The organism is Paenibacillus oceani (assembly GCF_014705615.1).
Classification (GTDB): domain Bacteria; phylum Bacillota; class Bacilli; order Paenibacillales; family NBRC-103111; genus Paenibacillus_AB; species Paenibacillus_AB oceani.
On the sequence record NZ_JACXJA010000056.1, the window covers coordinates 19471 to 33493 of the forward strand.

Annotated in this window: 10 protein-coding genes; 2 read left to right on the plus strand and 8 right to left on the minus strand. The window is 55.8% G+C overall.

Annotated elements, in window-relative coordinates:
* Positions 1–364: 364 nt before the first annotated feature.
* The 8 genes from IDH45_RS30550 to IDH45_RS30585 all read right to left on the minus strand — a co-directional run bounded on the left by IDH45_RS30550 (position 365) and on the right by IDH45_RS30585 (position 11876).
* Positions 365–1219: a diguanylate cyclase domain-containing protein gene (locus tag IDH45_RS30550; protein WP_190931943.1), complete on the minus strand. Its 855-nt coding sequence runs from the start codon at positions 1217–1219 to the stop codon at positions 365–367.
* Positions 1220–1230: 11 nt separating this feature from the next.
* Complete coding sequence (locus IDH45_RS30555) at positions 1231–3291, minus strand: cellulose biosynthesis cyclic di-GMP-binding regulatory protein BcsB (protein WP_190931944.1); 2061 nt, start codon at positions 3289–3291, stop codon at positions 1231–1233.
* A gap of 60 nt (positions 3292–3351) precedes the next feature.
* Positions 3352–4602: a glycosyltransferase family 2 protein gene (locus IDH45_RS30560; protein WP_190931945.1), complete on the minus strand. Its 1251-nt coding sequence runs from the start codon at positions 4600–4602 to the stop codon at positions 3352–3354.
* 10 nt (positions 4603–4612) lie between these two features.
* A complete protein-coding gene (locus IDH45_RS30565) occupies positions 4613–6178 on the minus strand; it encodes a hypothetical protein (RefSeq protein WP_190931946.1) in 1566 nt (521 codons plus the stop codon).
* A complete protein-coding gene (gene wsfD, locus IDH45_RS30570) occupies positions 6165–7712 on the minus strand; it encodes a glycan biosynthesis hexose transferase WsfD (RefSeq protein WP_223837159.1) in 1548 nt (515 codons plus the stop codon). Before wsfD ends, IDH45_RS30565 begins: the two co-directional genes overlap by 14 nt.
* A gap of 20 nt (positions 7713–7732) precedes the next feature.
* Positions 7733–8857, minus strand: coding sequence for a glycosyl hydrolase family 8 (locus IDH45_RS30575; RefSeq protein WP_190931947.1), 1125 nt, complete (start codon positions 8855–8857; stop codon positions 7733–7735).
* A 421-nt stretch (positions 8858–9278) separates the two neighbouring features.
* Positions 9279–10616, minus strand: coding sequence for a histidinol dehydrogenase (gene hisD, locus IDH45_RS30580; RefSeq protein ID WP_190931948.1), 1338 nt, complete (start codon positions 10614–10616; stop codon positions 9279–9281).
* Between the two features lie 420 nt (positions 10617–11036).
* Positions 11037–11876 (minus strand): DegV family protein, encoded by an 840-nt coding sequence (locus tag IDH45_RS30585; RefSeq protein ID WP_190931949.1) that lies wholly within the window; start codon positions 11874–11876, stop codon positions 11037–11039.
* A 627-nt stretch (positions 11877–12503) separates the two neighbouring features.
* Here IDH45_RS30585 and IDH45_RS30590 point away from each other — a divergent pair.
* Complete coding sequence (locus IDH45_RS30590; protein WP_190931950.1) at positions 12504–13244, plus strand: WecB/TagA/CpsF family glycosyltransferase; 741 nt, start codon at positions 12504–12506, stop codon at positions 13242–13244.
* Positions 13245–13410: 166 nt separating this feature from the next.
* Positions 13411–14019 (plus strand): transglutaminase-like domain-containing protein, encoded by a 609-nt coding sequence (locus IDH45_RS30595; protein WP_190931951.1) that lies wholly within the window; start codon positions 13411–13413, stop codon positions 14017–14019.
* Positions 14020–14023: the final 4 nt, after the last annotated feature.

The window sequence follows — 14023 nt, forward strand, 5'->3', positions numbered from 1 at the left end:
AAAAACTCTAACGGACACAGTGGCCGTTATTGTGATGCATTTCGATCATTTTGATTTCTAACGGACATAGATGCAGCTATTTGGTGAGAAGCGTCACTTTTGGAGGTGCTCCAGAGTAAATAAGCGCTGTGGTGACCGTTACATTCTAAAACACTGTTTTTTAGCGAAATAGCCTCCACCATGTCCGTTAGAGTCTGGTTGGACGCCTACTGGCGTATTTTGACGCTGGCGTTTACCCAGATGTAGAGCCACTCCCACGATATACTCTCTGGCCATAAAACAAGCCCGCTCTTCCCGTAGGAAGCGCAGGCTTCTTCATTTCGCGCACGGCCGGCGCGCTTCCGCCAGAGCAGACGATGCAAGCTTACACATCGTACTCCAGCTGTCTTTTCGCTTGGGCGATAAAGTCGAGCGGAGACTCGATCGTCTGGGCGTTATACTCCAACGCGCCCATCTTCAGCCCCAGCTCCACCTTGTATTTGGCGGAGAACTGGTTAGAATTAAACTCCACCAGACTGTGGCGAATCCGGTCCATGACCACCTTCGCTCCCTCCTGGTCGGTAAAAAGCAGCAGTCCCCACGTAGCCTCTCCCCGGTCGAGCAAATAAAGCGAGTCGTTCGTGCGGATGCTGGCCTGACTGATTCTGGACAAGTCGATGATCGCCTCGGCCAACTGGTCTTCCCCGATCATACGCCTCAGTTCCTTCCAGTACTTGACCTTCAGCACGAGCAGCGTAAGCGGAATCTGGTACCGGGTCGAGATGCCGGCGAACACCGTGACGTCTTTGGTGAACGAGATCGTGTTTTTCAGATCGGTATTTTCGTCGAGGGTGGCCAGTCTGGCTTTCTGCTTCTGCAGCTCCGCGTTCTCGGTTTGCAGCCGCCGGGTCCCCGACGTAAACAACCAGGTTACGATCGTCAGAAGCGGCGTGACCAGCAGCCAGAAATACGTATCGGCCCCGATCGTTTCGCCTTTCGATACGGTCTCGTACATCATATAGGCGCCGTAGCCGAAGATGAAGATCACGTTAAGGACAAGCCCTGTCGTAACCGTCGTAAAATAAGTGACGATGGCAAAAAAGAACGTCAGGTTCAGCAGGATCAGGTTTTGAAAATACGCATTCGGGTTCCCTGCCGTAAACGTCACGCAAATCATGCAAAGCCCCAGAAAAACCAGGAAAGCGACGTCCGACACCAAGCTGTTGCGATTCAAATTCATCGTCTTCGGCCTCATTTCTTCCGGTATTTGCGGATGAGCAGCGCGAGCGAGACGAGCGCGAGACAGGCAGCCAGTCCTACCGCGGCCAGGAAGCCCAGCACATCACTTCGTTTGGCTATATCGGCAAAAACCGAATCTGTTTTTTCTCCGGCTTGCTTTTTGAATCGGTACGCGTTTACGTTGCCGTCCTTGTCGGCCGTCACCCCGTCGCCGTACACGCTCCACTTCGCTTTCTCCGTCGCCAGCAGCTTGGACGCCAGATAGTAGCTTTCCGAGCGGGCTCCCGTTACGACCAGCATCCCGGTACTGGAGGAGAACGGAGAAGGAAGAAGCTGCAGCGTGCCGATCCGAGCGCCGTATTCGGAATCGATGCTTTTTTTCTCGTTGGACTTGATGGCCGTCCCTTTGTCGTCGTACTGAAAGTACAGGTTCTTGTTCTGGTCGCGAATCCATTTATTGTCCTGATACGTCCCGATGGCGATAATGTTGCGGTCCTTCAGCTCGCTCTCCTGGGCCGTATCCGGATATACCTTGACGTCCCCGGTATTGGCCACGGCGTAACGCCCGAGCAGATTGAACAAATTGGAGAACGTCCGGTACGTATACGCATCGCGCTCCTGAGGAAGCACGACCGCCACTTGATTGTAGGCGCCGTCGCGAAGGAACGGATACGGATAGTGGTTGAACAGCAGCTCGGTCCGGTCCTTCGTCTTGAAATCGATCATCGATTCGTTGGAGATGTACGCCCACGGCGTCTGCTCTTCGTTCTGCGTACAAGCCGCGTCGATCATCTCCAGATCAAATCCGACGGTAACCGCGAAGTTGCCGGATACGTTCAGATCGGTCGGGATGGCAAAGGTCGCGCGGTCGCCGTTCGCCATTTCTTTCGTCAGCTTCTTGCTTCCGATCGGCGTATCGTTGATCGATACGGTGACCAGCGAGCGGTTGAAGTCGAGGTTTTGCGAATAGCGGTAATCCAGGCTGATCCGTCCGCTATCGGCAATCGAGCGGTTCGCGGGCAGGTTGATGTAGTAGGACCGCTCCTGATGGTGCGGCCCTTTCAGCTCGTCCCCGTTCTCGGTGAAGCTGACCCGGGAGCTGAAGGAAACCGACGGCGTAGAGACGTCCGTGCTCTCGTCCACCGCCTTGGCCTCGCCCGCGATCTGGCTCATCAGCTCGGGATTCGCCGTCAGCCGGGCCGCTTTCTTCAGCAGCTCCGCATTCTGGGAAGTGACGACCAGCATCGGCTGGCCCTCCTGATTCAGAAGGCGGAGCCACGCCTTGCCGCTCATCTCGTCGGAGCCGATAAGGCTTCGGATCTCCTCCGGCAGCCGGTCGTACAAGCCGACCAGCACGACGAGTTCTTTCTCCTTCAAGGCTTCCGCGCTGTAAGGAAGCAGCGGAATGTCCTTGTCGTCCCACGAATTCAGCTTGGCGAATCCGGATAGGACGTGCACAGCCGCTTCGAGCTCGGCCGTCTCGCTGCGGTCGGGTACGGTGATGACGCTGCCGCCCGCATAGACGGTGTCCGGACCGGCGAACCGTTTGGCGAAATCGGCGATCGTCCCTTCCATAGGCAAGCTCGTATAGCGTACGTCGATGCTGGACGTGTTGTGCAGCTGCAGCCATTGGTCCGGCGCCTCGACAATCGAGCAAGCCTGCTGGTCCTCCGTCCGGACATAACCTTGAATCTCGATCGTATTGTCGCCCTGCTTCAGCCACTCCTTCGGAACGGCGATCGTCAGCTGCTGCAAGCCCTTCTCCCCGGTTCCCGGCCTGAACGAATGGAACGGCTTGCCGTTAATCCACAACGTAACGCTGGATATCAGTTCCTTCGCCAGCGGCGTGACGACGTAATCGAGTTTCAGATTCACTTCCTGCACGTTCCAATAGTCGGGGATCTGGAACAGCTTTTGTTTGGAGCTCCTCATGCCCGTAAGGCTGGTCTCGTTGTCGGTAAATACCGTTTGCAGCAGCCGCGTCCCGTCCGCGTCCGGGGCAGCCGACGCCGCCTGCCCGGCCGACAGGAGGCAGAAGGAGAGGAGCGTGAGGAGTGCGATCGTTTTTTTCATGATAGTGGCCTTCTCCCGTTATCAGTTTTGAAGCTACCGCCTGGAATCGCCGGCGTTTGATTAGAACCTTTCGGTTTTGTACCACTTGACTTCCCGCGCTCCGACGACGTCCCGGATGTAGTGATACATCCCGTAAGCGACGACCACGAGCCACATTTGGCAGTACGAAACGTACATCAGCAAGATGATCCACAGGTTGGAGACGTTCATTTCACCTTTTTCGGTCGTGAGCGTGACGTAGATGCCGACTACGAACAAAACGATGGCGAGCAGCCACAGGAAGGTACTCAAGCCCGCAATGGTCGTATATACGTAGCCGAGCGCATGCAGGATCAGCAGCAAGTCGGACGTGACCAGCGAGATCAGCAGCAGGAAGTAGATCGATAAGTAATACAGGATGTCGAACCGGATCGTTTTGGCCGAAGGATGGAACAGCAGCTTGCAATATTTGACGATAACGTAGATATTCCCTTTCGCCCATCGGGTGCGCTGCTTGAACCAGACTTTAACGGTCTGCGGCTCCTGCTCCCAGGTGACGGCGCGCGGCTGGAATTTGATCTTGTAGCCCATCATGTAGATCCGGAAGCTGATCTCGGTATCCTCGGCGATCGCTTTGACGTCCCAGCCCCCGATCGTCTCGACAATATGCCGCCGCATAATAAAGTTGGTGCCGGGTATGGTGCACAGCTTGAACAATTTCCACCGCCCCGCCTGGGCCATCCACTGGAACGAAAGCGTCTCGATATTAATGAATCGGGTCAGCAGGTTGACGTCCCGGTTGCGGGTGCGGAACTTGCCGATGACCGCGCCGAGCGACGAATCGTTCGTAATCTCGGCGACGAGATAGCGCAGCGCCGTTTTCTCGGGCGTATTGTCCGCATCGTAGATGGCGATCAGTTCGCCTTTGCTTTGAGCGAAGCCGATATTCAGCGCGTTCGACTTTCCTTTGCCGCCGGTAACGGAATCGGTATTGATCACGATCAGATTGCGGCCCGGATACCTGGCCTGGATTCCGGCTAGCAGTTCGGCGCTGCGGTCGGACGAATTATCGTTAATGACGATAATCTCGTACCGGTCGTGCGGATAATCGAGGGCGAGCAGCGACTCGACCGTTTTGCCTATGACTTTCCCTTCATTATGCGCCGGCACCATAATCGTCACGAACGGAGCCTCGCCCCGGATGTCCGGCACCGGCTTGTTCTCGCCCTCGATGTAATACAAATATCCGGCAATAATAAGGACCACGTTGACTAGAAGCAAGGACCAGATACAGATGACGGCGATAACCATCAAGACGTCGGGAAGCGTCATGCGAGTCTCCTTATTTCATAAATTTTCGTTTATACAACCGGCGACCCGCCACCAGAAAAACGCCGAATACGATCAGAGCCGCTCCGATCACGACGATAAAAAACCGGTTCTGCACCTGAAACATGCGCGTAAAGCTTTTGCGGGTTTCTTCCTGATATTTGTAGTCTTCGCTGACGATGGATGGAGCGTAGTCCGCCTGCAGCCGGTTTCCGTCGATCGTGATCACTCCGTCTTCCGAAGCGATGCGATGGGCGTCCGTACGAACCTCATGACGGCCGTCCCTGTAGTCGGCGAACGGAATTCTCGAATCGATCAGCGTCTGAACGGCTGCCGCGAGCTGACGCTCGTCCTCTACGAAAGCAATCGTGACGGCCGTATCCATCGGGAATGCCGGCATCGCTCCGCTGTACCGCTCCATCCGGTGGAGATCGCTGACCGGCATACTGTACAAAGCCGAGGCGAACGCTTTGGACGTATCCGCCGGCTCGATCGGAAGAGGCTTCTCGTCCGGGAACAATACCGCGGAGCTGAAGAACCCCATTCCTCCCTCCGCATAAGCCTTGTCATACGACCAATACAGCTCGGCGCCTATGCCGAGCGGGGCCACTTGATACCCGGCCAGGACGGCGATGAACTCCTCCATCCTGCTGTGCAGCAGTTGCCCGCTCCGGCTGACGCCGTCCAGGACGACCGGCGCCTGGATCAGAATAGCGCCGTTGCGCGACTGTACGTACTTGAGCGCTTCGACATACCGTTTCATAGCCGGGTAGTCGGTATTGCTGATCACGGGACGTATGCTGCCCGCAAACGGTATCCCCGCCTCGTACAGCCGGTCGGTGACAGCCTCCAACAGCTTGAAATCGGAGAACGGGGTAATGTCTTTAATCACCGCATACGTGCGCCCCGCCGTCTCCACCTGCAGCCACCGTTTCAGAACGTGCGCTGCGGCCAGTTCGCTGAGATTGCCTTTCTCCATAAAAGGAAGATACGTATTCCGCCCTTCACGGACGCCGTAAGGAAATCGTTCGGCGCTTCCCTCCACGGTGATCGTGCCGTATATTCCGCTCTCCGGTGCCGCAATCAACGTCAAGGGTCCGGGATGAATGGAGGACTGGCTGTCGGGGCCCGCTTCCAGCCGGATCGACCGTCCGTCCGTCCGCACCAGGGCTCCTTGTCCGATATCCGCGATCCGTCCCGGCAGGTTGCCTCCGATATGCATATACTCGCCCGGATAAGCAGCGAGATCGGTCTTGTATGCCTCATTGGCAATATCCAGGTCCGCAGCGTTAATCACGGTAATCACTTTCCCGTAAGATTGCATCGTCCCTTGCCGGTAACGGTCCAGACTCAACGTCGTAACCTGTACCCGGTATGCCGCCAGCTGCTGCTGCAAGACCGCCACATTCCCTTCCCTGGACGTGCCTTTCGCCAAGCTGTCGTACAACAGCAGCACGTTATCCGGCTGACTCTCGGCGGCGGCTGCGGCCGAAGCCGGCTGCCACCGGACCGAGCAGAAGCATACAAGCAGTACTACGGTCAGCAGCAGGCCGGGCTTGAACGCTTTATGGCGCAGCAAACGGCGTCACCCCCTTGCCTCCGGACGCATATGGCGGCTTCCGTGCGATCGTCGCCGGCGCATCGCGGAACAACCTCCGGCTGATCAGATCCGCCGCGATTATATAGGTCACGACGTCAAACGCCGCCGTAAACAGAAATTGGTGCTTCGCCAGATCCGCATCCCCCGCCCCGATAATCGAGGCGAGGACGCCAGCCAGCCCGATGAGCATCATCGTCACGATCATGATCAGCCTCTGCGCTTGTCTGAAGTCGCGCGCTCTTACCGCGGCGACGAAGGAAGGCATGTACAACCCTGTTACGACGGCGATCCAGATGACGATAAAACCGAACGTCTTGGGCGCCAGCTTCACCTTCAGCCAGCTGTACAAGGAGAAAAACGGGGTGTGTGCTCCGAACGGCTTGCCGGCCGAAGCTTCGTAATTGCCCATCGCCTGCGGCCGGATCGAGAAAGCGTCCTTGGCCGCTATGTTCAATATCGATCCGAGCTTGTCCGGATGAGTGGCGTAATACTGCAGAATCGATACGAAGCTGTACTTGCTGTAAAACTGCCGCTCAAGCTCCGCCGAGTTGACGTCGATCGTGGCGAACGGCTCATAGTAGATCGTTCCTTTGAGCAGCGCATACTGCTCGTCGATATCGAACTTCCTTAGCGTCTCCTCGGGATTCTCCGACTGCATCAGAACACCGCGGGTCATCGCGTGATACTGGTTGATGTTGACGAACTCCTTGGAGATCATCACATACGTCGCAAGACCGGTCACGAACATCAGGACGAGCGATCCGGCGGTCCAGATCCGGAACGATTTCCCTTTGCGCATCCACAACAGGCTGATTCCCATCACCGCGACGATTACGCCGACGGGCGCATTCTGCTGCTTCGAGGTCGTGAGAATCAGCGCGCTGACGACGAACAGCGCCAGCATGGCGTAGTCGTTATACCGCCTCCGGTACATCAGCAGCCAGGACGCCGACAGGAGCAGCACCATGACGAACACGATGCTTTCGCCGTAAAACGAATTAAAATACGCCGTGTACCCGGTGTCGCCGAAGATGAATATCGCGATCGCCGCGATGAGGTAGCCGAGCTTCTTCGGCACTCCCCAAGTAATGGCCTCCACCAGCAAGTAGATCGCTGCCGTCAGCAGCAACGTGAAGATCGCCGCCTGAAAACGGATATCGAAAACGACCGGATCAAACAGCAGCTGATTCAGCCCAATCGCGGCTTTAATAAACAAAGTCTGGGACGAGGCGATCGTCGAGCCGTTTTCGTTGAAATATTGAAAGATACCGTATTGCTTGACGAAATGCCCGAACCGCAAACCGTCATTCCCCGGTTCGCTGAAGTACAGGCCGGTGCTGTAAATGCTTCGGAAAAAGTCTCCGTTATCCGCCATCCCGACGTAGGGAGGGACGAACAAAGCTATTGCCGTTACGAGCAGAACCCCGATGGCGGCTAACGAGGCCGGCGATATATATCGGCCCGCCCGCGCGAGTCCGCCGCGAATCCATTTAGCTATCCCTTTGTCTGTCATCCGGGTTCACCTTCATTTCTTTAATACGAGTAAGCGAGCAGCGCCATCAGGTTATCGAACGAGTACGCTTGATTCGTATGTACGTCTCCAAAGCCCCCGTACAGCGGACTGTCCTGCTGCTTGACCTGGAACGCATTCATCCGCCCGATGCTGTCCAGATACAGCGGATAATCCCCGATCTCGGAGCCGATCATCGCCGTCAGGGCATAAATCGCGGTCGACCGGATCGAATTGGCCGGTTCGCCTGCTCTCGTATATTGGCCGAACAACGTTCCCGCCATCACGTGCTCCTTCAGGTAGCGGATGCTCGCCGGCTTCGCCTCCTTCACCTCGGCCAGATGCAGAATCGTCAGCAGCGACTCCACCGTGTTGATATTTTCGGAGGAATATGCGCTTCGATCGTAGTGGTACCGGGTTTCATAGAACGGAAACTCGTCGCCCAAATATCCGTCCTGAACGATGGCCTGCATGGTGGACTGCAGCGTCTGCCGGGCTTTGGACGGAGCCGGAAGCAGTTGCAGCGTTCTGAGATCCGCATAACACAACGTGACGAACGAGTTGGTCTTGTTATACTTCTCGTCATAGAAGTCGTAGAGCCGGCCGTCCTTGACATTGTATTGATAAAACCGTTCCCCGTACCGGTTCGCTTCCTTCGTATACGAACCGTCCCCGAACGCTTGTCCGGCCTCGTAGAGCGCCCGGATCATCCGGAGGTCGTCAACGGCCGCATTGATCGGATAGCTTTTCTGCTGCTTGGGGCTGTACCGGTAGCTGAACCCTTTTTGCAGATCGAAGGTACGCTTCGCAAGCGCCCACTCCTTGTCGAAGGACTGCTTATCCTTTGCAAGGGCGCTGATTCTCATCCGGAGGGAAGCCGACTCGCTGAGCACTTCGTGCCCGGTCGCCAGTTCCCTGGACTGGTCGGTATCCAGATAGTTGGTGTACACCCCGTGTGGCCCGGTCAGCTTGGTTTGGATAAACGTCTCCAGCTCGTCCCGCTCCTTCTGAACGTTCGCCCGGGCGCCATACGTAGGGTCCGGCAAGGAAAGCAGCGGAGGGTCGGCAGGACCGCCGGTTTGTTTATAAATAAAAAACAGCGTTAACCCTGCGAGAACGCCGATCAGCAGCAAGCTCTTTTTTCTCACGGCAGCACTTCCTTACATCCCGCTTCAGCTTCTTACAATCAGATTACTAAAGAATCAATTCCTTACTATTGATTTGAACATAACTTAATGGAATAATAAATGAGCATTATTTACCTACTGGTGCGCCCCCGTCTTTTAACCTGTATTTACCCCTAAAATCATTATATCTAACATCTCTCGACAAAAACTTACACACTTCTTACATTTCATATAAAATTCCTGAAAATCGGTTGTTTTAGCGGTCAAACCTTGACTTCGGGGAGCGGGTTGCAAGGAGTGGAGCGGGAGCGGCAAATGGAAAGGACCCCAAGTCCGCGGCAAAGTGGAGGTGTGAGGTCCATTTTTTATAGAAGAATCGATTCGAAGTAAAGCCCGTTGGATTTCGTGCCGGGCCGGCCAGCCCGATCAAGCGCCGGTTCCGTTAACCGCCTCCATTGTGATCCGCCGGCTCCGTTCCCAGCCGGATATCCGCCGCCTTCCTATGGCCCGGCAGCTGCTCGTAGCCGCTCATCTCCCGAATTGCCGGCGCCAGTTCCCGAAGCGCCTCCGGGGTCAGCCGCCCGGTCGTCGACACTTTCACCATATCTTTGCACGTGACGCCCGAGAACGCCTTGGCAAACCGGTTCGTCGGCAGCACGGCCGTAATGCCGATCGCATAGTTCCCGGCGGAGAACGGGGTGTAGCCGCCGATCAGAATCTCGCCTGCATGGCGGACCAGCTCAAGTACGCGCTGCTCCGTCTGCGGTTCGCCTACCACCATCAGATGCTCCGGCGCGAATCCGTTGATACAGTCGCAAGCGTCCTCGATCGTTGGCGTGACGACGATGGCTCCTTTCCCGGCCGGACCGAACACCTGCTGCAAATAACGGCGCCTGTCCTCCGGCATCTCCCCGATCCGGAGCCCGAGCCGCTCTTCGATCTGACGGGCCAAAGCGGCGGAAGTGGTGACGAGAACAGCGGACGAGTCCGGGCCGTGCTCCGCTTCATTGATCAAGTCGCAAGCGGCTCTCTCCGGATCGGCGCTTCCGTCCGCGATAATCGCGCATTCGGTCGGGCCGAGTCCGAGCGCGGCCTTCTTGCCGTACATCATGGCCGCGCTCATCGCGGCGGCGATCCCCCCGGGACCGGGGCCGAAGATGCCGTCCACCTCGGGCACCGACTCCGTCCCTTGCGCGAACGCGGCGATGATCGAGACGCCGTTGCCGATGACAATCCGGTCCGCTCCCGCCAACTTGGCTGCGGCTACCGTCCCCGGGTCGCCGGCGCCGTCCTTCAGAGGCGGCATTCCGACTACGATCGTTGGCACTCCGGCGGCTTTGGCGGCAACGACGAGCATGATCGCAGTCGAGAGGAGCGGCCCTTTTCTCGCTGGAATCCAGATTCCGACCGAATCGAGCGGCCGCACGATTTCCCCGACTACGGTACCCGGCCGGATCTCTTTCTCCCAGGACCGGGGCCGCAGCTCCATATTCACCTCGTGCACATGGCGAATCGCCTGCCCGATCGCCGAACGTAGGGAAGGCGGCAATCCGTTGATGCAGGCCGCCGTGCAGGTTTCCGTGAGCTCCAGCCGGTCCAGTTCCACCTGATCGAACTTCCGGGTCGCACTTCTTATACCCTCGTCCCCACTGCGGGCCACCTCGTCGAAAATCGCCAGCACTCCTGTCAGCACCTCGCGGTCAAACAGCTTGTTATGCGATCTGAACCGTTCATCCAGCTGTTCCTGATCTTGCGGCAAATTAAAAATCATCGTGGACATCGTAATTTCCTCCCTCGGAAACTGTTTTTGGCGACAACAAAAGAGCCATACAGGTAAAAAAATACCCGCATGACTCTCTCTAACAAGTCCGCAGGTATAACGCCAATAGGCGCTTGTACCTGCGGACGCGAAGACCGCAATACAAACGCCTAACTGTGATGATGGCTGTGGCTATACGATTGGGCGAAGCTTTGGAAGTTAACGTTCATCGATCTAGCCTCCTCGACAGGTTGGGCTAATTATATAAGGACCGACGGACGTTGTAAAGGCGGCTTTAACAAGTTAAAGGAGTCTTTCATTGGGCGGAAACTTTGGAGCAGGGACTATGAACCAATCCTATTCAGCGTTTCTCGCGAAAAACCGTCCAGTTAAACCAAACGGGTCCATAAACGCCAAGGCCGGTCCAGCTCTACCTTGTCCTTATTCCGCGTAATACATAAAACCGATCGCCCCGGGTCCCGTATGCGCCGTGATGACAGGGGTAGCCGGACAGATTCGGACGGGTACGCTAGTAATCAGCTCGATCTTCTGGCGCAGCTTCTCCGCGATCGACATGTTGTCGGCATGCGAGATCCCGATGCCGCGGATCACTTTTCCTTTCGTATCCTCCTCAAAATGGTCCATCAACGTTTTGACGACATGAGAGAACGACCTTACTCTCGCAACCGGAGTGACTACGCCGTTCTGCAGTCTGGATATCGGCTTAATATTCAGCAGCGTGCCGATCCATCCGGTCGCTTTGCCGATCCTGCCGCCCTTGACCAAATATTCGAGCGTATCGACCACGACGAACAGCGTCGTCCGTTCGAGAACATGCTTCAGCCGGTCCACGATCGACGACACCGCAAGCCCTTCGTCCGCCATTCGCGCAGCCTCTATCACCTGAAAGCCGAGCGCTTGCGAGATCATCTGGGAATCGACTACCTGCACATGACTGGTTGTCATCTCCGCAGCCATGCAGGCCGCCTGGTACGTCCCGCTCATCCCGCTGGACATATGAACGGACAAGATCAGATCCCCGTCCGCGCCGAGCCGGTTATACGCTTCCAAAAAAACTCCGACCGCAGGCTGCGACGTTTTCGGCAATTCCTTCGCTTCCCTCATCCGGTCTATGAACGAAAGCGGCGATATCGTGACATTGTCCAAGTAACTCTCTCCGTCAATATCCACCTGCAGAGGAATGACCTCGATCCGAAATTGCTCGAGCAGTTCCTTGGGCAAATCTGTCGTGGAATCGGTAACAATTTTAATCGTATGCATGAATCTCTCCCGTTCGTCGCGTTGTCGAATGCATTGTCGTTTCTTGTCGTTCCCCCGATAAACGATTACAAAAGTACTGCGTGCTTCCTCCTATTATATGTCGCCGGACTAGCAGAATACAAAGGGTATGAAACGTTTCCCCCAAGGTTAAAATATGCCAGATCGAAACCGGGTCTTTCGCTGCGGGGAGATCATTACACTTCTTTCAATTTCACTCCCACTATATAGAAAATATTAGTTAATATTAGTAATTTTTCGACATTTTTCTCACCCTTTATAATCCATATATGGAGTTAAAAATAGTGTATCCACTTATGCCCCTATCCAGAAAAAGGGCTTCGAGGGTAATCATTACAACGATTCCTGCGTTTCGCTTTAGCGCGTTAGCGGGGTTAAACTTTCCTTTTCACGAGCTACGGCTTCATTTCGCACCCCGCATCACTTACGGCGCGTAGTATGCTGTCCCGCTCCCCCCCCAACCCGCCAATTACACCGCCCACAACAGGCCGCGGCGCGTGACAACGACCACCAACCAGTTGCCTGCCGCCCAACCTTCAGACAGGATGGCCCCTCCCTCCAAAACATGGTAGGATGAAAGGAATACAAGCTGGAGGTGGAGTTTCTCCGATGGTACCTGTCGCCAACATTATGGGCATCCCTTTTCCCAAACTTACGATGGACCAAACTTTAAGCAAGCTTAGCGAGATCGTGGAGCAAAACCGCTCTTCCCTCTTTCACGTCATTACGGGAAACCCGGAAATCGTAATGAGATGCCAGCATGATGCCGGGCTGCGCTCGATCGTGGACGAAGCCGGGCTGGTTACCGCTGACGGGATCGGGATCGTGCTGGTATCCCGGATGAAGGGCGGGCATCTTCCGGAACGGGTCACCGGCTGCGATCTGCTGATTCGGCTGCTCGAGACCGGGAACCGGAATCGGAAAAACTGGTCGTTTTACTTACTCGGTGCGGATGAAGAGACAAGCCTCAAGGCGGCGGAGGCCATCGGCCGGACGTATCCGAACGTTACGATCGCAGGCCGCCACCACGGCTATTTCACCCCGGAGGAAGACGAGAAGATTGTGGAGGATATCCGCCGGGCGGCTCCCGACTTCCTAATCGTGGCGCTGGGAGCTCCGCAAGCCGAATTGTGGATTCATACCTACCGGTCGCGTCTGAACGCCAAAATTGCGATGGGAGTCGGAGGAAGTCTGGATATTATCGGCGGGAAAGTGAAGCGCGCCCCCAAAGTATGGCAGGATATGCATGCCGAATGGTTATTCCGGTTAATCAATCAGCCCTCGAGATGGCGCAGACAGCTCATTCTACCCCGGTTTGCGGTCAGTGCGCTACTGTACCGGGAACGTTAATGGTACTAACGATCGTTCGCGAATAATTGGAAAGGCCGTCTGGAGCATGATCCAGGCGGGCTTTTCGTTTGCCCGGTACTGCCGTCACGCCAAACAAAACGTTGAATATTAATCCATTATAATGCATAATAATTCTCAACTATTTTGTACTTGGGGGAAATGAGCCATGAACCGGATCCGGGAGTCCAGCCGACTGGACGATTATTTGGAGCACACCGAAGAAGTAGACTTCCGCCACCATACGATACAAGAGAAAATCACCGAATTGCATGGCCGCTCCCCGGACGATATCGCCTATGTAAAAGCCGCTTTTGAATTTGTCCGGGACGGCATCTCCCATTCGTGGGATATCCGAAGTTCGCGCATTACACGTACAGCCTCTGAAGTTCTTCTGTATCGCGAAGGGATCTGTTATGCCAAATCCAATCTGCTGTGCGCTTTATTACGGGGGCGGGGCATACCTGCCGGCTTCTGTTACCAGCGCTTGACATTAGGCGACACGCCCGACACGGGCTATGCGGTCCATGCATTAAATGCCTGCTATATCCGCTCCGTCGGCAAATGGATTCGTCTGGATGCCCGCGGCAACAAGGATGGAGTAGACGCCCAGTTTTCCCTGAACGAAGAGCGGCTGGCCTTTCCCATACGCCATCATTATGGAGAGAAGGATTACCCGCTCCTTTACAAGGCGCCTCACCCGAAAACGATGGACGTGCTCCTTCACCATACCGATTGCAAACAAATGTACCTGCACGGCCTGCCAACGGAGCTATAAACGC